The 22,157-nt window shown below is 38.7% G+C and carries 18 protein-coding genes; 11 read left to right on the plus strand and 7 right to left on the minus strand.

Going from position 1 to position 22,157, the window contains the following annotated elements:
- Nucleotides 1–70: 70 nt before the first annotated feature.
- The 3 genes from ruvB to pdxH all read right to left on the minus strand — a co-directional run bounded on the left by ruvB (nt 71) and on the right by pdxH (nt 2,987).
- Nucleotides 71–1,093, minus strand: coding sequence for a Holliday junction branch migration DNA helicase RuvB (ruvB, locus tag OQZ33_RS08670; protein ID WP_056848828.1), 1,023 nt, complete (start codon nt 1,091–1,093; stop codon nt 71–73).
- Nucleotides 1,094–1,130: 37 nt separating this feature from the next.
- Entirely contained in the window at nt 1,131–2,021 is an 891-nt protein-coding gene (locus tag OQZ33_RS08675) for a 3-hydroxyacyl-CoA dehydrogenase family protein (protein ID WP_265798648.1), read from the minus strand.
- Between the two features lie 315 nt (nt 2,022–2,336).
- The gene (gene pdxH, locus OQZ33_RS08680) at nt 2,337–2,987 is read right to left on the minus strand and encodes a pyridoxamine 5'-phosphate oxidase (RefSeq protein WP_265798649.1); all 651 of its coding nucleotides are present in this window, start codon (nt 2,985–2,987) and stop codon (nt 2,337–2,339) included.
- Between the two features lie 46 nt (nt 2,988–3,033).
- Between pdxH and OQZ33_RS08685 the strand changes: the two genes are divergently transcribed.
- Nucleotides 3,034–3,597, plus strand: coding sequence for a YqgE/AlgH family protein (locus tag OQZ33_RS08685; protein ID WP_265798650.1), 564 nt, complete (start codon nt 3,034–3,036; stop codon nt 3,595–3,597).
- A gap of 49 nt (nt 3,598–3,646) precedes the next feature.
- Here the strand turns inward: OQZ33_RS08685 and purE are convergent, their stop codons facing one another.
- Nucleotides 3,647–4,138, minus strand: coding sequence for a 5-(carboxyamino)imidazole ribonucleotide mutase (purE, locus tag OQZ33_RS08690; RefSeq protein ID WP_265798651.1), 492 nt, complete (start codon nt 4,136–4,138; stop codon nt 3,647–3,649).
- A gap of 54 nt (nt 4,139–4,192) precedes the next feature.
- Entirely contained in the window at nt 4,193–5,332 is a 1,140-nt protein-coding gene (locus OQZ33_RS08695; protein ID WP_265798652.1) for a 5-(carboxyamino)imidazole ribonucleotide synthase, read from the minus strand.
- A 264-nt stretch (nt 5,333–5,596) separates the two neighbouring features.
- On the opposite strand from OQZ33_RS08695, the gene OQZ33_RS08700 reads away from it, so the two are divergent.
- Nucleotides 5,597–6,787 (plus strand): NAD(P)/FAD-dependent oxidoreductase, encoded by a 1,191-nt coding sequence (locus OQZ33_RS08700; protein WP_265798653.1) that lies wholly within the window; start codon nt 5,597–5,599, stop codon nt 6,785–6,787.
- Between the two features lie 303 nt (nt 6,788–7,090).
- On the opposite strand, the gene OQZ33_RS08705 is transcribed toward OQZ33_RS08700, so the two are convergent.
- On the minus strand, nt 7,091–7,807 hold the full coding sequence (locus OQZ33_RS08705) for a hypothetical protein (protein WP_265798654.1): 717 nt from the start codon (nt 7,805–7,807) through the stop codon (nt 7,091–7,093).
- Nucleotides 7,808–8,052: 245 nt separating this feature from the next.
- Here OQZ33_RS08705 and OQZ33_RS08710 point away from each other — a divergent pair, with 245 nt between their 5' ends.
- On the plus strand, nt 8,053–10,248 hold the full coding sequence (locus tag OQZ33_RS08710; RefSeq protein WP_265798655.1) for a B12-binding domain-containing radical SAM protein: 2,196 nt from the start codon (nt 8,053–8,055) through the stop codon (nt 10,246–10,248).
- 85 nt (nt 10,249–10,333) lie between these two features.
- On the opposite strand, the gene OQZ33_RS08715 is transcribed toward OQZ33_RS08710, so the two are convergent.
- Nucleotides 10,334–13,561: an amidohydrolase family protein gene (locus OQZ33_RS08715; RefSeq protein WP_265798656.1), complete on the minus strand. Its 3,228-nt coding sequence runs from the start codon at nt 13,559–13,561 to the stop codon at nt 10,334–10,336.
- 74 nt (nt 13,562–13,635) lie between these two features.
- Here OQZ33_RS08715 and OQZ33_RS08720 point away from each other — a divergent pair, with 74 nt between their 5' ends.
- The 8 genes from OQZ33_RS08720 to rplT all read left to right on the plus strand — a co-directional run bounded on the left by OQZ33_RS08720 (nt 13,636) and on the right by rplT (nt 22,145).
- Nucleotides 13,636–15,528: a RecQ family ATP-dependent DNA helicase gene (locus OQZ33_RS08720; protein WP_265798657.1), complete on the plus strand. Its 1,893-nt coding sequence runs from the start codon at nt 13,636–13,638 to the stop codon at nt 15,526–15,528.
- Nucleotides 15,529–15,645: 117 nt separating this feature from the next.
- Complete coding sequence (locus OQZ33_RS08725) at nt 15,646–16,953, plus strand: MFS transporter (RefSeq protein WP_265798658.1); 1,308 nt, start codon at nt 15,646–15,648, stop codon at nt 16,951–16,953.
- 26 nt (nt 16,954–16,979) lie between these two features.
- Nucleotides 16,980–17,717, plus strand: coding sequence for a (Fe-S)-binding protein (locus OQZ33_RS08730; protein WP_265798659.1), 738 nt, complete (start codon nt 16,980–16,982; stop codon nt 17,715–17,717).
- A gap of 122 nt (nt 17,718–17,839) precedes the next feature.
- Nucleotides 17,840–18,739, plus strand: coding sequence for a hypothetical protein (locus OQZ33_RS08735; protein WP_265798660.1), 900 nt, complete (start codon nt 17,840–17,842; stop codon nt 18,737–18,739).
- A 246-nt stretch (nt 18,740–18,985) separates the two neighbouring features.
- The gene (gene thrS, locus OQZ33_RS08740; protein WP_265798661.1) at nt 18,986–20,911 is read left to right on the plus strand and encodes a threonine--tRNA ligase; all 1,926 of its coding nucleotides are present in this window, start codon (nt 18,986–18,988) and stop codon (nt 20,909–20,911) included.
- Nucleotides 20,912–20,928: 17 nt separating this feature from the next.
- On the plus strand, nt 20,929–21,498 hold the full coding sequence (gene infC, locus OQZ33_RS08745; protein ID WP_056848841.1) for a translation initiation factor IF-3: 570 nt from the start codon (nt 20,929–20,931) through the stop codon (nt 21,496–21,498).
- 29 nt (nt 21,499–21,527) lie between these two features.
- Nucleotides 21,528–21,728, plus strand: a complete 201-nt coding sequence (rpmI, locus tag OQZ33_RS08750) for a 50S ribosomal protein L35 (protein WP_010600880.1) — start codon at nt 21,528–21,530, stop codon at nt 21,726–21,728.
- 72 nt (nt 21,729–21,800) lie between these two features.
- A complete protein-coding gene (gene rplT, locus OQZ33_RS08755; protein ID WP_029285460.1) occupies nt 21,801–22,145 on the plus strand; it encodes a 50S ribosomal protein L20 in 345 nt (114 codons plus the stop codon).
- Nucleotides 22,146–22,157 lie beyond the last annotated feature (12 nt).

Raw genomic sequence — 22,157 nt, forward strand, 5'->3', positions numbered from 1 at the left:
CATACGTGGAGGCTCAAAATTTCAGTTTAAATCTGCGATTTTTATCTATTGAAATCTGCGGGAAAATAACTTAAAACAACTTTCCAGTTTGCCCAGGATAATTCTTTTTCAAATGTTTGTAAGCAGCTTCGGTCACTTCTCTTCCCCGAGAGGTACGCATAATGTAACCTTCCTGAATTAAAAAAGGTTCGTAAACCTCTTCAATTGTGCCTTCATCTTCTCCAACTGCAGTCGCTATAGTTTTTAAACCCACTGGGCCTCCTTTAAATTTATCAATAATAGTAGACAGGATTTTATTATCCATTTCATCTAAACCATGTTCATCAACATTTAGAGCATTTAAGGCATAGTTTGCTATTTCAGGATCGATATTTCCATTTCCTTTTATTTGTGCAAAATCTCTTGTTCTACGCAAAAGTGCGTTTGCAATACGGGGCGTTCCACGACTACGACGGGCAATTTCATAAGCGCCTTCGTCGTCAATTGGTGTATTAAGAATATCAGAAGAACGAAGAACGATTGTAGTTAAAAGCTTGGCATCATAATAAGCCAGACGACAATTGATACCGAAACGAGCCCGTAGTGGTGCAGTTAACAAACCTGAACGGGTTGTTGCGCCAACAAGCGTAAACGGATTGAGTGAAATCTGCACAGAACGGGCATTAGGCCCGGTTTCGAGCATAATATCGATTTTAAAATCCTCCATGGCAGAATAGAGGTATTCTTCAACCAAAGGTGATAGTCGATGGATTTCATCAATGAAAAGGATATCGCCTGTATCTAAACCGGTTAGCAAACCCGCCAAATCGCCCGGTTTATCCAATACAGGACCAGAAGTTACCTTAATGCCGGCACCCATCTCATTGGCAATGATATAAGATAGTGTGGTTTTCCCTAATCCCGGAGGCCCGTGTAATAAAACGTGATCAAGGGCTTCGCCACGAAGTTTTGCAGCCTGAACAAAAATCCGAAGGTTTTCCATCACTTTCTCTTGCCCGGTAAAATCTTCAAAAGCCTGTGGTCTTAATACCCGTTCAATATCTTTGTCTGTAGGACTTAAGCTGCTTGCATCTGGATCAAGATTTTCGTTCATACAGCAAATATAAAATTAAATGCTAAAAAAATTAGGATTATTTGAATTTATCAGCAACTACCAATTCTTTTGATCCAGCTGTATATTTATAAAAACCTTCACCTGATTTTGCGCCTTTTTTTCCGGCAGCAACCATATTAACTAATAACGGACATGGTGCATATTTAGGATTTCCAAATCCATCATGAAGAACTTTTAATATTGCTAAACATACGTCTAAACCTATAAAATCTGCCAGTTGCAACGGACCCATAGGGTGAGCCATTCCTAATTTCATTACAGTATCGATTTCGTAAACACCGGCAACGCCTTCGTATAAGGTGTATATTGCTTCGTTAATCATGGGCATCAAAATTCTATTGGCTACAAAACCCGGATAATCATTCACTTCAACAGGCGTTTTTTCAAGGCTTTTAGAAAGCGACATAATCGTTTGAGTCGTTTCATCGCTGGTTTGATATCCCCGAATCACCTCAACCAATTTCATCACCGTCACTGGGTTCATAAAATGCATACCAATTACCTTATCTCCACGATTAGTGGCAGCGGCGATTTTAGTAATTGAAATAGATGATGTGTTTGAAGCCAGGATAGCATTTTCTGGTGCTGCATCATCCAGATCTTTAAAAATTTGAAGCTTTAATTCTATATTTTCCGTAGCTGCCTCCACTATTAAATCAGCATGTTTAACGCCTTCTTTTATCGACGTGAACGTAGAAATGTTCTTTAGTGTTAGTGTTTTTTGATCTTCAGTAATTAGTCCTTTTGCAACCTGTCGGTCTAAGTTTTTAGTAATGGTTTGTATGGCTTGATCGAGGGCTGTCTGATTTATATCTACCAAACTAACCGAGTAATTAAATTGAGCGAACACATGTGCAATTCCATTACCCATAGTTCCTGATCCTATAACTGAAATATTTTTAATCATTAAAATTTTGGTTAGGGTTTCTGTAATGTTTTATTTTCGAAGTTTCCAAAGATATTACTATTGCTGAAAGTATTGTGCTGGTTACAGAACAATTATGTTTTTCGATATAGATTTGCATCTTATTTCTGACAAAAATCTGATTGACCAACAAAACAAATAAGCCTTTCGATTGCTTGATAATGATAGAAAATAATCGTCAAGTTTTCAGTAATGACGTCTTTATAACAGCACTTCCTAGTATCATTTAGGTTAGTTAATGATTAGTTAAAATAGAGATCTGGCTGGATAGCAGATCTCTATTTATTCGAAAACACTTTATGGCGCTAACCTGCTTTTAACCCATCTACCCTTAATAAGTTCAAAATTAATTCTATCGTGCAACCTGCTTCGGCGACCTTGCCAAAATTCTATGCGAGTTGGCTTTACAATATATCCACCCCAGTGTGCCGGCTTGGCGATACTTTTACCCTCGCTTTTTTCTTTCAGCTCTTCAAACTTTTCTTCTAAAAATTTTCTGTCGGGAATAACCTGACTTTGTGGAGAGGCTACCGCACCAATCTGACTGGCTACTGGCCTGGTTACAAAATATTCTTCAGAGGTTTCTTTATCTAGTTTTTCTACCGTGCCTTCAATTCTAACCTGGCGTTCTAAATCTGGCCAGAAGAAAACCAATGCCGCGTAGGGGTTACGTTTCAACTCCTTACCCTTGGCACTTAAATAGTTAGTGAAAAATCTGAAACCATTTTCATCAACGCCTTTTAGTAACACAATCCTGGCATCTGGTCGGCCGGCTTTGTCAGCTGTGGCCAATGTCATCACATTTGGTTCATAAACTCGTGCTTCAACAGCATTTTCAAACCACTTTTGAAATTGCGTAATAGGATTGTTATCTACGTCAGCTTCATCTAACGTGGCGCTTTTATAATCTTGGCGCAGGTTTTGTAGAAATTCGTTTGTAACTTGCATAGAACAAAAATAGGCATCTTTTATGGTGCTTCAAATGATTATCGTGATGCTGAACAATATAAAACCAAAAACCGGAAGATTATTAATTTCTGAACCCTTTATGGCTGATCCTAATTTTAAACGTTCGGTGGTGTTATTAACCGAGCACGGAGAAGATGGAACAGTTGGCTATATTTTAAATCAGATGGGAAACTTGCTGGTTAAAGATGTGATTCAAGATTTATGGGAAGCCAATAACCATATCTATTTTGGTGGGCCGGTTGCCGCAGATACTCTTCACTTCATTCACCGGGCTTATGATAAGTTGCAAAGCGGTGAAGAAATTGGAAATGGTATTTATTGGGGAGGAAATTTTGAAACTCTAAAAATTTTAATCAACAACAATGCGATTGACGAAAGCGAGATTAAGTTTTTTATGGGTTACTCAGGTTGGGATAACGGACAATTAGCAAGAGAGCTGGAGCAGAATGCCTGGATGGTGAGCGACATCTCACATCCGGAAATTATTTTCGGCAATGATGAAGAAAAACTTTGGAGAGATGTAATTGTAAACCTGGGTCCGAAATATGCCCATGTAAGCAATTTTCCAATAGATCCCAGCTTAAATTAATATTGAGCTTGTCGAAGAATATTAAGCCACGACAAGCTCAACCTAATCTTTATAGTCCGCTTATCTCAGCAGCACTTTCTTCCACTTTTCTTCTAAGCTCATCTTTATAGTCCTGCATTTTTACAGTTAACGATTCATCAGCTGTAGCTAAAATTTGAGCAGCCAACAAACCTGCATTTTTCGCCGCATTTAATGCAACCGTAGCCACGGGAATACCGTTTGGCATTTGTAGGATGGATAAAATACTATCCCATCCATCAATAGAATTAGATGATTTTACCGGCACACCAATTACAGGTAAAGTTGTGATCGAGGCTACCATTCCAGGTAAATGTGCAGCACCGCCGGCACCAGCAATAATCACTTTTAAACCTCGTGCTTGTGCCTCTTTAGCATAATTGAACATCCGTTCAGGAGTTCTATGTGCAGAAACTACGGTAATTTCATATTCAATTCCGAATTCTTTTAATATATCAGCAGCATCTTGCATAACAGGCAAATCAGATTTGCTGCCCATAATTATTCCAACTCTCGCACTCATTTTTTATGTTTTAACTTTAAAATCTTTACTCTTTGTTCCTTACTCTTAAATCTTCTACGCAATCACCTTCAACGTTTTCTGTACATATCTAGCTTTTTCGATAGCTTTATCTCTATCGATATCAACAATAGTTACATGGCCCATTTTACGAAACGGTTTGGTATATTTTTTACCGTAAAGATGGACGAAAACGCCATCAATGGCCAAAATCTTCTCCAGATTTTCATATTTAGCTACACCTTCCGAACCTTTTTCACCCAGCAAATTAATCATCACTGCATTGGTAATGCTTGTGGTATCGCCAAGCGGCAAATTATAAATTGAGCGCAAATGTTGTTCAAATTGAGAAACATAATTTCCTTCAATTGTTTGGTGCCCGCTATTGTGTGGACGCGGCGCCACTTCGTTTACCAAAAGTTCACCATCACTACAAACAAACATTTCTACTGCCAAAATACCAGTAATATTCATTGCAGACGCGATGCTTTTTGCAATGTTTTCAGCTTTTTGTTGCAGGCTTTCTGCAAAAGTTGAGGGCGAAATAAGAAACTCAACCAGGTTGGCTTCAGGATTAAATTCCATCTCCACCATTGGGAAGGTTTTCATGTCGCCATTCGAATTTCGGGCAACAATCACGGCAACTTCCTTTTCAAAATCAACCAATTTTTCTACAATACATGGTGCATCAAACGCCTTATCTAAATCGGCAGCACCATTAATTTTCATTACCCCTTTGCCATCGTAGCCATCTTTACGCAACTTTAAAATATAAGGATAGGGGATAGCACTATTTAACATATCCTCTTTGGTATTTGCGATATGAAAAGGAGAGGTAGGAATATCGTTCTCTTTAAAAAACTGCTTTTGGACGCCTTTATCCTGAATTAAACGAATTACTCTTGACTGTGGAAAAACTTGTTTGCCTTCTTTTTCCAGCTGTTCTAAAGCATCAATATTTACCTTTTCAATTTCTATGGTAATAATATCGGCTTTCTTTCCAAAGTTATAAACGGTGTCAAAATCGGTAATCGAACCGTTTTCAAAATAATTTGCAATGTGTTTGCAAGGAGCATCAGGGTCAGGGTCTAAAACTAAAGAGGTAACGTTATAGTTAATGGCTTGCTGAATGAGCATTCTGCCCAACTGACCGCCACCAAGAATACCTAACTTTAATTCGCTAATCTGTTTTGCCATTAATAAAGTAGATTTTTTGAATCGCAAAAATAGCAAAAAATAAACTTCAACAGGCCTTTTATCGCACTAAATCGAAAAGGTTTTGTAGCGCAAAAACAGTGCGAAAATTGAAATGCAGTCCCGCTTTACGTTCCAATCTTTTTGTTATTGTCAGTTTTTAACATGCCGAAGACGCTGCTTCAAAAAGTATTTCCACTACAATCGCGGCTATTATAAAAAGGATTCTGCTAACCACTTAGAAGGTAAAACTTATAACTTTGCAAAATGAATGCTGATGCAATAATTATTGGTGCAGGTGCTTGCGGGTTAATGTGTGCGGTACAAGCGGGCTATCTGGGGAAGAAAGTAATTGTACTGGAAAAGAATGAAAAACCAGGCGCCAAGATTTTGATTTCTGGTGGCGGTCGTTGCAATTATACCAACCAGTTTGCTTCAGCAGAACAATTTATTTCTGCAAACCCCCACTTTATTAAATCGGCTTTTACGCAATGGACGGTAGATGACACCGTAAGTTTTTTCGAAACTTATGGGATTCATGGTAGGGAAAAAACATTGGGACAATTGTTCCCCGATGAAAAAAATGCAAAAGATGTGGTGCAGGTTTTCACATCAATCTGTGCAGATTTTGGTCAGGAAATTCGCTGCAATGCCGACGTTAAAGAGATTGAGATATTACCAGATGGTTTTCGGGTTACTTACGATAAGAACGGAAAAAACATCACGCTAGCGGCCGCAAAACTAGTTGTGGCTACAGGCGGTTTACCCATTCAAAAAATGGGTGCAACAGATTTTGCTTTACGTTTTGCCCGGAAGCATGATTTGAAAATTGTAGAAACCGCACCAGCGCTGGTGCCTTTAACCATCACAGGGAAAGATGAAGAATGGTTTGCTCAGCTTTCTGGCAATTCGGTTTTTTGTGAAGTAAGTAATGATGAAATTTCTTTCGAAGAAAATATATTGTTTACGCATTGGGGTTTGAGCGGTCCGGCAATTTTGCAAATTTCCTCATTCTGGAGAAGAGGAGAAAGCGTAAATCTTAATCTGCTGCCCGGTCAAAATATTGTTTCAATATTATCTGAGGAACGCCAAACAAATGGGAAAACACTTTTATCCACTTTGTTAAACCGTTTTTATACGAAGAAATTTACTGATGCTTTAGGGAAATTTTTGCCGCTAACTAAACCTGTTGCGGCCCTAACGAATGCGGAAATCCAATTAATTGAACAAACGATCCATCAATTTAAAGTGAAACCAGCTGGTGATAAAGGTTATGATAAGGCAGAAGTGATGCGTGGCGGAATTGATACCAATGAAATTTCATCCAAAACTTTGGAATGTAAAAAGATTCCAGGTCTATTTTTTGGCGGGGAATGCATGGATGTTACGGGTTGGCTGGGTGGTTATAACTTCCAATGGGCCTGGGCAAGTGGCTTCGTAATTGCGCAGAATATTTAGCGCTATTGCCTTTGCGAGGTATCAAGCAATTCTAATATTTTTTCCTATAAGCATAGTGCATTAAGATTGCTTCATACCTCGCAATGACGGCCGTTTTATTAAATGCCAAATCTCCGTGTATTCTGTGTTTCCGTGGCAAAAAAGTTGTTATGTATCTATTACATAAAATGTGAAGAAGCAATTCTTTATAAATTTTGCAATAGATTAGATTGCTTCGTGCCTCGCAATGACGACCGCTTAATTAAATGCCAAATCTCCGTGTATTCTGTGTTTCCGTGGCAAAAAGTTTTTCATTGGCAAACCCTATAAATAAACATTAGGCATTATCTCCCAAGCCCAAGGCTTTTTGAATGTTTTAAATGTTCTCAACTGAGAAAAATATAGAACCTCACTCGTTTTTCGGTTCGCGATATCTCTTCTGTGTAAATTCCCAACCGTAGTAAATAATTCACGCGTTTTAAAATCGTAAACACGTTCGGTCATATCACCAGTATTCTGGTTAAAATAGAGGTTTATTGCACTGGTTAGAAACCAATCTTTGTTTTCGAATTTAAAAGTATAGCCCAGTTCCCAGCGCCATTCTGCACCTCCCTGAAAACGCAAATAGAGCTGCTGATCTTTGATTCCGATTTGATTGAGCGGATCGCCGAGTTTACCGCCTTCTTCAGATCTCAGAATAAAATCGTTATTCTGGGTAGATAAGCGGAAATTTCCTGTAGAATGATCTTTAAAAAAAATCGCTAAAATTCTTGGTTTCTGCGTTTCCTTTATAATTTCCGAATTATTATCCCCGTAGGTTCTGGTCTCATCAATCTTTTTATCAAACTCAAAAACAACAGCCATATCCTCAACACCATCGTGATTTAAATCTCCATTTGCTGTTTCAATTATTGCCCAGTTTGTAGGAGTAAGTTGCTCAACAGAAACGCCTTGCGGCTTCACTCTAGGGAAAATGAATGTTTTTTGAGCGAAACAAAGATGTGTTGCTAAAAGAAAAGTAAGTAGGTAAAAATATTTCATTCAGATAGAAAAGGTATTGATATGCATTTAAAACGCTTGGATTTGCGTTTTAGTTTAGCGGCTATCTCAACCAAATCGTCATGCTGAATTTTTTTAGCATCTCAATAGCTTCTCCTCAATCTGTATTTACACAACCAGACATAAAAATTATCGAATGGTCTGTGATGACACAAACCATGGAAATTTGACTTATAATAAATCCCTAAGTTCTAAAATTCCTTTACTTTTGCAAAAACACAAATCTTTTGAAAACCGAAATCTTCGCCATTACGCCGCCATTTACCCAACTGAATACTCCATATCCGGCAACAGCGTATATAAAAGGATTTTTAAACACTAAGAATATCTCCTCATCACAAGCAGACTTAGGGATTGAAGTAATATTAGAATTGTTTTCAAAAAATGGATTGGCTGATTTGTTTGAAGTTTCTAGTTCGAAATTAAAAAGTGATAATGCCAAGCGCATTTTCGCGTTGAAGGATGAGTACCTGAAAACTATTGATTCTGTAATTGCCTTCCTTCAGGGTAAAAATCCAACGTTGGCATTACAAATTTGTGGAGAGGATTTTCTTCCTCAGGCGGCTCGCTTTGAACAATTAGAAGAACTCGATTGGGCATTCGGAGCAATGGGAACGCAGGATAAGGCGAAGCACTTGGCAACATTATACCTCGAAGATATTTCCGATTATATTGTAGAATGTGTGGATGAGAATTTCGGTTTCAGTCGCTACGCAGAACGTTTAGGCAGGAGCGCCAATTCTTTCGATGAATTATATACGGCGTTACAAAATGAACCAACTTACATCGATCAAATTCTTATTGAAATTTTACAGGATAAGATAGCAGCGATTGAGCCCAAGTTATTTTTGATTTCTGTTCCTTTCCCAGGCAATTTATATAGCGCTTTTCGGTGTGCGCAGTGGGTAAAAACAAATTATCCTGAAATTAAAATTTCTATGGGTGGTGGCTTTCCAAACACGGAGTTGCGCTCACTTTCTGATAAACGTGTTTTCGAATTTTTCGATTTCATCACTTTGGATGATGGAGAATTGCCCATCGATTTGCTCATTCAAAACATTAGTGGAACCTTGCCGAAGGAAATGCAAATGTATAAGCGTACATTTTTGTTGGAAAATGACGAGGTGGTTTACAAAAATGATTCCTTTAGAAAAGATTACAAACAAGCTGATGTTGGTACGCCCGATTATAGTGAATTGTTGCTTGATCAATACATTTCGGTGATAGAAATCGTAAACCCAATGCACCGAATGTGGAGTGACGGCAGGTGGAATAAACTGACCATGGCCCATGGATGCTACTGGGGAAAATGCACATTTTGTGACATCTCACTGGATTATATAAAGGTTTACGAACCAGTTCAAGCCAAACAAATTGTTGATCGGATTGAAGATTTATATACCAAGACAGGGCAGAATGGGTTTCATTTTGTTGATGAGGCTGCTCCACCTGCTCTGATGCGTGAAGTTGCACTTGAAATTATCAGAAGGAAATTAGCAGTTACCTGGTGGACAAATATTCGGTTTGAAAAAAGTTTCACAGCAGATTTATGTTTGCTGCTAAAGGCATCGGGCTGCATTGCTGTTTCAGGCGGTCTGGAAGTGGCCTCCGATAGGCTACTGAAACTGATCGACAAAGGTGTAACTGTTGAACAGGTTGCCCGGGTAACGCGGAACTTTACAGCTGCAGGCATCATGGTTCATGCTTATTTAATGTATGGCTATCCCACACAAACGATACAGGAAACTGTAGATAGTTTAGAAATGGTTCGTCAACTATTTGAGGCTGGCGTACTGCAATCGGGCTTTTGGCATCAGTTTGCAATGACGGCACACAGTCCCGTTGGCATGTACCCCGAAAAGTTTGGAGTGGTAAAGGAAACAGAAGCAATTGGCACTTTCGCTAATAACGACATTAACTACTTCGATAAAACCGGCATCGACCACAACAAGTTTAGTTACGGGTTGAAAAAGTCGCTGTTCAATTTTATGCATGGCATTTGTTTTGATTACGACTTACAAGACTGGTTCGATTTTAAGATCCCAAGAACCAAAATTCCGGCTGATTTTATCGAAAGTGCGTTAAGCAATGATGGTCATTTTCATACTAAACCAACCGCTAAAGTGTCTTGGTTAGGAGGGAAGCCCTCTGCTGAATATTTTACCAAATCGAAAAAGGGGAATAGCTGGGAAATGGCATCGTTAACTTTTCATGATAAAAAACAAAGCTTTACAATTCAAACCAATAAGAGTGAAGGCGAATGGTTGGTTTCGATTTTAGATAAAATTCACATCTCAAATGAACAGGTTTACACCTTTGCTGAAGTTAAAGCAGATTTTGAAATAGAGATGGAAAACTTTGAATTGTTCTGGTATTCAAAACCTGTGAATACTTTAAGAGAATTTGGTTTGTTGGTTTTGTGATTTTACTTCCAAATTTCCCCGCAGATAACGCATATCCCGCAGACTAAAAGAATCTGCGTAAATCCTCTTAATCTGCGGGAAAAAATTAATCACAATGTGGAACGGTAAAAGTCCATGTTTCTGATTCGCTATTCGGAATTACAAATCCGTTGCCTTTTGCGCTTTCGAACCACAATTTGCTACGAAGTTTTTCTCTTGTTCCCACTTCATTCATGGTGGCGCTATCATACAGTCTGCCGTTAATCATCACATACTTAATTTTTTCCGAGTTCCTGATGTCGTCTAAAGGATTGGCATCCATGATGACTAAATCTGCTAATTTGCCAACTTCCAATGAACCAATTTCTTTGTCCATGCCTAAATAATGTGCGCCGTTTAAAGTCGCATTTCTAATGGCTTGCAATGGCGAAAATCCACCTTGAACAAACATCCAGAGTTCCCAGTGTGCACCTAAACCCTGTATTTGCCCATGAGCACCCAAGTTTACTTTTGTACCACCATCTGCAATTTGTTTAGTGGCTTTTGCAATATCGATATGGTTATAATCGCTGTATTCTGAAGTGGTTCTGCGTCTTGCCCTCGAATCAATAATCGAACGTGGTGTATAAGTCATTAGCTTTTCATTCTCCCAAACATTAGTTCTATCGTACCAATAATTTTCTCCCCACTGACCTCCGTATGCAACGATTAATGTTGGCGTGTAACCTACTGTGGTATTGTTCCAAAGGGTAGTTACATCTTTATAAACCGGTAAAACCGGAATACTGTGTTCAATTCCCGTATGTCCATCGGCAACCATGTTCATATTATGGAAAAATGTAGAACCGCCCTCTGGCACCACTTCCATTTTTAGCTGTCGGGCAGCTTCCAAAATTTGCTGGCGCTGTTCTCTGCGAGGCTGATTGTAAGATTTTACTGAAAAAGCGCCAACTGCCTTAAGCCGTTTCAAATTAGCCAATGCATCGTCAAGACTATTGATTACCACTTTGAAATCGCCATCGGCTCCGTATAAAATAGAACCGGTCGAATATAACCTTGGCCCAACCATTCGTCCTGCTTTTAGCATTTCACTCTGGCTAAAAGCCATTTCAGTATTGCTTGATGGATCATGTGAAGTGGTTACACCGAAAGCTAAATTAGCCATGTAGCTCCAATCATTTTGTGGCGAAATCCCATCAGGACTAGTGCGTAAATGCGCATGAACATCAATAATTCCAGGCATAATTGTTTTGCCGTTTACATCAATAACCTTCGCATTTGCAGGTATCGCCACTGCATCAGCTTTCCCTATTGCGGTAATTTTATTTCCATCTGTTAAGATTGTTCCGTTTTCAATCACTTCATCACCTTTCATTGAAATAATTCGGGCGCCTTTTAGGGCTACAATTCCGGTAGGAGCATCACTTTTTAAAGTGAGGTTGATATCAATTGAACTGGCTTGTGTTTTCGGGGTAGCACCATCAAAATTGAAAGCATTTTTCACATCAATAGTGAAATATTTCGGGCCTAATGTCCAATGAAGATTTTTGCTATCAGCGCTCCATTGCATGTAAGTACCACCATCTGTTGTAATTTTTGCTACCGGAATGGCTTTATTTCCAGCCGATGCATCCTGGGCCGTTCCTACATTAATCATTGGGGTGACGTATACATTAAAAAGCTCATTAAAAGCGAGCCATTTATTATCAGGACTCACCGCAAACTGATTTGCATATTGTGATGTAAAGTGTGTTCTATCGTTAGCACCATTTAAATCGATACTTTTTAAAGCCTTTTTACCATCCGCATAACTTTGGAAATAAATTCGCGTATCAGAATTGTTAAAAGATGGTTTTATTCCGTTATCTGAAACCAACGTTTTGGTACCGCCAGCAGCAGGCATAACAAAAATTCCCGTTCCACGACCATAATTATAGCCTAAAACATCATTACCGCTTCCTTTTCTAAACACAATTTTATCACCTTTGGTAGAATATTGAGGAGAATAGTAAAATCCTTTTTCATCGCTCAAAGTAATTGTTTTGCCAGATTTAATATCGGTTCTTTTAATCGCTCCGCGGAGTTCATCACTCCAGGTAGTGTAAATTACAAACTTGCCATCGGGACTAAAACTGGGCTCAAATTCGAAATCCATTCCGCTTGTGAGTCGTTCAGGTGTTCCAGTTGGTAACTCTTGCTTGTATAAAAATCCAGCTGCGTTAAATACAATCATTTTTCCATCCGGAGAAGTTGTTAGCTGGCGCAACATTTTTGCTGAGAAATCATTACTGTATACTTGCTGTTCGAAATGCAAGGCCTGCTGAACCGTTTGAACGGTATTGGCTTGAAAGGGAATAGTTGATGTTATCAGGCTAGCGATTTCTGTTTTTCTGATTTTGCCCTTCGCGTAAAATATTAAACTTTTGCTATCTGGCGTCCAGGCGAAGTTAGGGTAAACACCAAAAATAGCCCAGGTTTCTTGTTGGTCGTGAGATAAATCTTCGTTAACAGGCCATTCCTCTCCTGTTTTGATATTTTGAACATAAAGAGTTGATTTTAAACGAACCCGCTTAACAAACGCAATTAAATTGCCATCAGGCGAAACCTGCGGACGGCAGGCGCCACCTTGTTGATTAATAAGGGTAGTTAATTTTCCGGTGTTTAAATCTAACTGGCGGATGGCATAGATGGTTCCGTTTGGATCTTTACTGTATTCGAAGTTTGGCCCCGGACTAACATCTTCACTGAAATAGAGATAGCGTCCATCTGGCGAAACATTTGGCTCGCCTGCATCTTGCTGGTCGTTCTTGCGTTTGGTCAATTGAATGCCATCGCCGCCGTTAATATTGTACATCCACATTTCGCCCGCTCCTAATGAGCGGCCCGCTGTAAAGTGTTTACGGGCTACAATATATTCGCTATTAGGCATCCAGGTGGCATTATTTAAAAGCCTAAAGCTCTCCTTAGTCACCTGCTTTTTGCCTGAACCATCACGATTCATAATCCAAATATTGTCACCGCCACTTTTATCGCTGGTGTAAGAAATATATTTTCCATTCGGACTAAACCTTGGTTGTACGTCGTAAGCAATGCCACCACTAATTAGCTTAGCCTGACCTCCAGAAACGGGCATGGTGTAAATATCACCCAATAAATCAAAAACAATTTCCTGTCCGTCGGCACTTACGTCCAAATTCATCCAGGTTCCTTCATCGGTATTTAGCGTGAAATTTTTCGTAGTTCCCTGGTATTTTTCAACATCCCATTTTTTTTCCTGGGCGGTTATGTTCAAGAATAAAAGCGAAAGTGCAGATAGAAGGTAGAGGTGTTTCATTCTATATTTTTGATTAATTGTGGCGCAATTTAGCAATATCAACAGCTTTTTTATAGTTTTGATACCGCCGATTTATGACAGCAATAGAGATTTTACAAAAATATTGGGGCCATCAAGCTTTCAGGCCTTTACAGCAAGAAATTATTGCTTCGGTTTTAGAGGGCAAAGATAGCCTTGCACTTCTGCCAACCGGTGGCGGTAAGTCGATCTGTTTCCAGGTTCCTGCACTGGTAAAGGAGGGAATCTGCATCGTGGTTTCTCCTTTAATTGCGTTGATGAAAGACCAGGTAGAAAACCTGAAATCGAGGGGTATTGAGGCTATTGCTATTTATGCTGGTATGGGCAAACGCGAAATTGATATCTTATTGGATAACTGCATTTACGGCAAAATTAAATTCCTTTATCTTTCTCCCGAGCGATTGCTTTCCGAGTTGGTGCGTGTACGTATTTCTTACATGAACGTAAACCTGATCGCTGTTGATGAAGCGCATTGTATTTCGCAATGGGGTTATGATTTTCGTCCACCATATCAACAAATTTCTAAGTTAAGAGAGATTCTTCCAAATGTGCCGGTTTTGGCACTCACTGCAACGGCTACAGAATTTGTGCGGAAAGATATTGTAGAGAAGCTCGAGATGAAAGATCCACAGGTTTTCGTTAAAAGTTTTGCTCGAGATAATTTAAGTTATGTGGTTTTCGGACAGGAAGATAAATATAAAAAACTGATGGAGATTTGCCGAAATGTTAAAGGCACTGGGCTAGTTTATGTTCGAAACAGAAGGGAAACTGCCGAGGTTTCCAACTTCATAAACCGCAATCAAATTAGGGCCGATTTTTATCACGCAGGCTTAGAACGGGATGTGCGTTTTCAAAAACAGGAAGATTGGAAACTGAACAAAACCAGAATAATGGTGGCTACAAATGCCTTCGGGATGGGGATTGATAAAGCAGATGTTCGGTTCGTAGTTCACCTGGATTTACCAGAAAGCCTTGAAGCGTATTACCAGGAAGCAGGAAGGGCAGGCCGCGATGAAAAAAGAAGCTATGCGGTTTTGCTCGCAAATCAATCCGACGTTTTAAGTCTTGAATCTCGCTACATCAATAGTTTTCCATCTCCGGATGAGATCAGAAAGGTGTATCATTACCTGGGAAATTATTTCCAGCTGGCGTTTGGTGCCGGCGAAGGATTGACCTTTACCTTCGATATCGCTGATTTTTGTAAGCGATTCAATATTAGTGTATTAAAAACGATATCAGCATTAAAATTTTTGGAGCATGATGGTTATATCACACTTTCAGAAAGTGTATTTCTGCCATCAAGGCTTATGTTTATTGTTGGGCATGAGGATGTGTATCGGTTTCAAATAGAAAATAAAGCATACGACGGGGTTATTAAAACAATTTTTCGTTCTCACGGCGGTGCCTTCGATGGTTTCGTTAAAATAAATGAAGCCGATTTAGCCAAGAAACTGAGTATATCCTTCAAGGATGTGATTGCCATATTAAACAAACTTCAGTCTATTGAAATGTTAACCTACATACAGCAGACTGATCAACCGCAATTACAATACGTTCGTCCACGAGTAGATATGGATCACTTTGATCTGGATGTGAAATACCTTGAACTGAGAAAAGAAATTTTGCTAAAGCAGGTAAGTGCTGTTGTGGCTTACACCAGCACAAAAGAATGCAGAAGTATCCAACTACTAAATTATTTCGATGAACATACGGCGACAAAATGTGGGGTTTGTGATTTTTGCCTGGCAGAAAAAAGGGCAGAAAACGAAGTTCAGCTAAACGATGAAATAGAGTTTGAAATCATTTCTTTGCTTCAACAACAGCCAATAAGTTTAGATGATTTGGTTAAGCATATAAAAAACGGAGCTGAAAATGAACGGATAGCTGCCATTCGCGAATTATTAGATGCAGGCAAAATAAAAACTGATGGGAAGAAGTATTACATTTGATTTTAGATTTAAGAATTGCGATTGAAGATTTGTGAAAAAGCCACTCAATTTGTGAATTAATATTAGTTTTGATATCCGTATATCCAATAATCAGTATAATCATCCGCGAAGCGAAAAATGATAGAAAAAAACAACAAGAAAACCATCCGTTCCTGGGCTTTCTTTGATTGGGCAAACTCTGCCTATAATTTAGTCATTACCTCAACAATTTTCCCTGCCTATTACACCATTATTACAACCACCAAAGAGCATGGCGATAAAGTGACGTTTTTAGGCAGAACATTTGTTAACACATCTTTATCTAATTATGCCTTATCATTTGCCTACCTGATTATGGCGCTGGCATTGCCCATCCTTTCGTCTATTGCAGACAGGAGGGGGAACAAAAAATCTTTTATGAAATTTTTTACCTATATGGGCGGTTTGGCTTGTATGGCTTTGTATTTTTTCAGACTTGATACCTTGCAAATCAGCATAGTTTTCTTTGTGCTGGCGGCAATGGGCTATATTGGAGGCGTATTGTTTAGTAATTCCTACTTACCTGAAATCGCCAGCGAAGATCATCAGGATCGCGTAAGCGCTCAAGGCTTTTCTTATGGTTACATAGGTTCAGTAGTGCTCCAATTAGTTTGTTTTCTTTTTGTGCTCAAGCCGGAATGGTTTGGGATTGTAGATGCTTCGTTTCCTCCAAGGTTATCTTTTCTTTTAGTAGGTGTTTGGTGGGTTGTTTTTTCACAAATTCCGTTCTCCGTTCTTCCCAACGGAACGCCGCAAACAGGCAAAGTAAAAACCAATATTATAAAGGATGGCTTCAGTGAATTGGCGAAAGTTTGGACTCAATTGAAGCAAATCAAAAGGCTAAAAGGCTTTCTGTTTTCGTTTTTCTTTTACTCAATGGGCGTACAAACCATTATGTTGGCCGCTGCAGGTTTCGCCGAAAAAACGTTAAAATTAGGTACAGCTAAACTAATTGCTGTGATTCTTATTATTCAGCTCGTTGCTATTCCAGGGGCATTGCTTATGTCATTTTTGGCAAAAAAATGGGGAAATGTTAATGTGTTAATGATGGTTGTAATCATCTGGATTGGTTGCTGTGTCTATGGTTATAACATTTCGAATGAATATCAGTTTTATTCGTTAGCAGCTATTGTTGGCCTAATTATGGGCGGAATCCAATCCTTATCCCGTTCTACTTATTCAAAATATTTACCCGAAAATACTCCAGATAGCACTTCATTCTTTAGTTTTTACGATGTTACCGAGAAACTGGCCATCGTAATCGGACTTTTCAGCTTTGCTTATATCGAGGATTTAACCGGAAACATTCGCTTCTCCATTATCGCTTTAGCTTCATTTTTTATTATTGGATTGGTGTTTTTGGTAATCTTGAAAAAAATCGAGCGCAAAGAAACAGTAAAATTGTAAGTTTGTAAGCTAAAGAATATTTGTTGATGAAAGTAGAATTGTTTGTTCCCTGTTTTGTAGACCAATTATATCCTCAAACCGCTTTTAATACGTTAAGGTTATTAGAAAAATCGGGATGCAAAGTTGAATACAATTCAAAGCAAACTTGTTGCGGTCAGCCGGCTTATAACGCTGGATATTGGGATGAAGCAAAAGAAGTAGGTACAAAATTTTTGAACGATTTTACGGAGAATACCTACGTAGTTGCACCTTCAGCATCTTGCGTAGGTATGGTTAAAGGCGGTTTTAATGACTTGTTTACCAATACAATCGTTCATAATAAATGTCGCAGCTTACAGTCAAACATCTGGGAACTTTCTGATTTTCTGGTTAACGTAGCTAAAAAAGACTATTTCGGTGCCGAACTCGAGGGCAAAGCGGTTTACCACGATTCTTGCAGCGCACTTCGTGAATGCAGAATTAAAGACGAACCTCGGCAGCTGCTATCTAAAGTACATGGCTTAGAAATGCTCGATCTTGTTGATAATGATATGTGTTGTGGCTTTGGTGGTACTTTTGCGGTAAAATTTGATGCCATTTCATCAGCCATGGCTGAACAAAAGGTAAACCATGCTTTAGCACAACAAGCTGATTACATTATTTCTACCGATTTATCCTGCCTTTTACACCTTCAAGGTTACATCGATAAAAATAAACTTCCCATAAAAACCATGCATATTGCCGATGTTTTATGTAATGGTTGGTTAGAAAGTACCGAGTATTAAAGAAGATATTACCACTGATCTTTAAGTATTTAACACTTTTTAACAGGTTTCACATTAAATCTGAAATTTTTTTGTTAAACCTTTTCTCAGCTTTAGTATCTAAAACACAAAACACAGAACCCATGAAAAAAATAATTTTCGCTTTACTAGGCGTTTTATCTTTTGCATCAGTAGCAAATGCGCAAAAGAAAACTTCGGGAGCAATACAATTTGAAACCATTACAGATCCAGCGGCGATGATGGCCGCAAGTGGCGTCAAACTACCCGAACAAGCCATAGCTCGGATGCCCTCGACAAGTAAAGCCAATTTTGAATTGCTGTTTACCGCAACTAATGCTAGTTATATGCCCGTAGAAGAAACCGAAGACAGTAACGGTGGTGGCGGCGGCGGCGGTATGGGCCGTATGATGATGCGTTTTGGTGGTGCAGGCGGGAATAGAGAATATTATTATTCGTTTGCAGATCAAAAATTATCAGAAGTGTTTGATTTAAACGACACTACTTATTACATGCCTAGCAAACTTACACTTTCAACTTCAGGACCGATTGGTTCATTTAGAATGGGAGGTGGAAATCCAGGTGATACCACAAAACCCAAACCTGTTGTTGCGCCAAAAATCGTAATAGAAAAAACTAATGCAACCAAAAAAATTATCGGTTTTGATTGTAAGGAAGTGATTGTAAAATCTATCAGATCAATGAAGATTTTAGGTGAAGATAGAGATATAACTGAAGAAACTCATATTTGGTATACCAATGATTTGGGTTTCAATTTTTCTCCGAATCCTAAAATGTGGACTGAAGGTGCAGTTTTAGCTATAGAAAGTAGGGGTAACAGCACCATTGCTAAAAGCATTGAATACCGGGGTGTGAGCGCCAAAGATGTTACCGCTCCAAAAAAAGCAAAGCTTATTACAGAAGACGAGTACAAAGTCAAAATGGAAAACATGATGAAACGTTTCAGAAATAATCGCCCAGGTGGAAACTTTGGCGGAGGTAGAACGGTAGTAATCGGCCAATAATAGTTAAAAATATTTTTTCCTACTGAAGCTTGCTCACTCAAATGAGCAGGCTTTTTTTATGGATCTAACTGTTGTTTTCTTGAAGGATAATTTAGTGTTTCATCCCCATTAATTCAAAATAGTAGGGAAAATTCATTATCTTCGCGATAATTAAAAATCACTTTGTATGTGATTGCGAACTAACATTTTTTTTAAACCGTTCTAAAGCTTTCCCGCAAAGCGATTAAGAACAAATCATAGTTGTAGATGATTAACATTACTTTACCTGATGGTTCTGTCCGTCAGTATGAAAAGGGCACATCTGCCCATCAAATTGCATTATCAATTTCTGAGGGCTTAGCCCGCAATGTTTTAGCTGCCGAAGTTAATGGCGAAGTTTGGGATTCAACACGTCCAATCGATGCTGATTCTTCAGTAAAACTGTTGACATGGAATGACACTGCCGGGAAATCAACTTTTTGGCATTCATCAGCCCACTTAATGGCTGAGGCTTTAGAGGCACTTTATCCAGGTACAAAATTTGGTATCGGCCCGGCTATTGAAACTGGTTTTTATTACGATGTAGACTTTGGCGACAAAGAATTTTCATCTGATGACTTCAAAGCCATTGAAACCAAAATGATTGAGTTGGCTAAACAAAAGGAAACTTTTGTACGTGAAAGTGTAAGCAAAGCTGATGCAATTAAATATTTTACCGAAAAGGGCGACGAGTACAAGCTGGATTTAATTCATGGATTAGAGGATGGAAAAATTACTATCTATACTCAAGGTCAGTTTACTGATTTATGTCGCGGCCCACACATTCCAAATACTGGTTTTGTAAAAGCTGTTAAATTGATGAATGTTGCCGGTGCTTACTGGCGTGGTGATGAAACCAAAAAGCAATTAACACGTATCTACGGCGTAACGTTTCCGAAGGCTAGCGAGTTAACTGAATACCTGGCGATGATTGAAGAAGCGAAAAAACGCGATCACCGTAAACTTGGAAAAGAATTAGAGTTATTTGCGTTCTCAGAAAAAGTGGGGATGGGTTTACCGCTATGGTTGCCTAAAGGAACTGCTTTACGTGAACGTTTGGTTAATTTTTTGACGAAAGCACAAGCGAAAGCCGGTTACGAACAAGTAGTTACGCCACATATCGGTCACAAGAATTTATATGTAACTTCTGGCCACTGGGAGAAATATGGTAAAGATTCGTTCCAGCCAATTAAAACGCCGCAAGAAGGAGAGGAGTTCTTCTTAAAACCCATGAACTGCCCGCATCACTGCGAAATTTACAAAACAAAACCACGTTCTTATAAAGATCTTCCGGTTCGTTTTGCAGAATTTGGTACCGTTTACCGCTATGAACAAAGTGGCGAATTACATGGTTTAACTCGTGTACGTGGCTTTACTCAAGATGATGCACACTTATTCTGTATGCCAGAGCAAGTGAAAGAAGAGTTCAAGAAAGTAATCGATTTGGTACTTTATGTTTTCAAATCATTAGGTTTTGAAAGCTATACTGCTCAGGTTTCGTTAAGAGATCCGGAGAACAAAGCGAAGTACATTGGTTCTGACGAAAACTGGAGATTATCTGAAACTGCAATCATTGAAGCTGCTGCCGAAAAAGGTTTAAATACTGTAGTAGAATATGGTGAAGCGGCCTTTTATGGTCCGAAGCTGGATTTCATGGTTAAAGATGCTTTAGGTAGAAAATGGCAATTGGGTACTATTCAGGTTGATTATAACTTGCCTGAACGTTTCGAGTTGGAATATACAGGTAGTGATAATCAAAAACACAGACCTGTAATGATTCACCGTGCGCCTTTTGGTTCATTAGAAAGATTTATTGCAGTATTGATAGAACATTGTGCTGGGAATTTCCCTTTATGGTTAAGTCCAGAGCAATTTATTATTCTTCCTATCTCAGAAAAATATGAAGAATATGCAAAAAAAGTTTTAGATGAACTAAATAATTCCGATATTCGCGGGCTGATTGACTTTCGAGACGAGAAAATCGGACGTAAAATCCGCGATGCGGAAGTTAAAAAGATCCCATACATGCTCATTATCGGTGATAAAGAGATGGCTGAAGGTAAAGTTTCAGTACGTAAACATGGTGAGGGAGATTTAGGCGAAATGACGTTGGAGGAATTCAACAATTTATTAAGAAAAGAAATAACGGTTTAAATTAAAATAATACACATTTGGCATTAGGAAGACCAGGATTTAACAGGGGACCACGTCCACCTTTTAAGAAAAAAGAAGCAGAACATAACATTAATCAGTACATTAAATCGCCTGAAGTGCGTTTGGCTGGCGATAATGTTGAACCAGGGATTTATCCTTTGGCAAAAGCTTTGGCACTTGCTGATGAACTTGAATTGGATTTGGTAGAGATATCTCCAAATGCGGTGCCTCCAGTTTGTAGAATTATTGATTACAGTAAGTTCGTTTACGAACAAAAGAAAAAGCAAAAGGAAATTAAAGCGAATGCTAAACAAACTGTAATTAAGGAGATTCGTTTCGGTCCTAATACGAACGACCACGATTTTCAATTTAAACTTAAACATGCAGTAAGCTTTTTAGAGAACGGTGAAAAAGTTAGGGCTTATGTGCATTTTAAAGGTAGAGCAATTGTTTACAAAGAACAGGGTGAAATTTTATTGTTAAAGTTTGCCCAGGCTTTGGAAGATGTAGGAAAAGTAGAGTTATTACCTAAGTTAGAAGGTAAGCGTATGTTCCTGACAGTTGCGCCTAAAGTAGTAAAAAAATAAAAATAGGTTTATAAATTAAAAAACAGGTTATGCCAAAAATGAAAACCAATTCCAGTGCTAAAAAGCGTTTTTCGCTTACTGGAACAGGTAAGATCAAAAGAAACAAAGCATACAAAAGTCACATCTTAACAAAGATGAGTACTAAACGTAAACGTGCTCTTGGAAATGCAGGAATTGTAACAGATGCAGATTCAGGTAACGTTAAACGTATGCTTTGTATCGGAAAGTAATTTATTAATTCACCAGGTATCAGGCATTAAAGATTCTTAAATGAACGCCGCTTACCAAAAAACAACAACAACATGCCACGTTCGGTAAACGCAGTAGCTTCGAGAAGAAGACGGAAAAAAGTCCTTAATATGGCCAAAGGCTATTGGGGCGCAAGAAGTAAAGTTTTTACGGTTGCTAAAAACACAGTAGAAAAAGGTTTGCAATATGCATACCGTGACCGTAAAGTTAAGAAAAGAGAATTCCGCGGATTATGGATCCAACGTATTAATGCAGGTGCTCGTCAGCACGGTATTTCTTACTCTCAATTAATCGGTAAACTTGCTTCAAAAGAAATCGGTTTAAACCGTAAAGTATTGGCTGATTTAGCAATGAATCACCCAGAAGCTTTCAAAGCTGTAATCGATGCAGTAAAATAGAAATTCTCGCTT

The sequence above is a fragment of the Pedobacter sp. MC2016-05 genome (genome assembly GCF_026239735.1).
GTDB lineage: Bacteria > Bacteroidota > Bacteroidia > Sphingobacteriales > Sphingobacteriaceae > Pedobacter.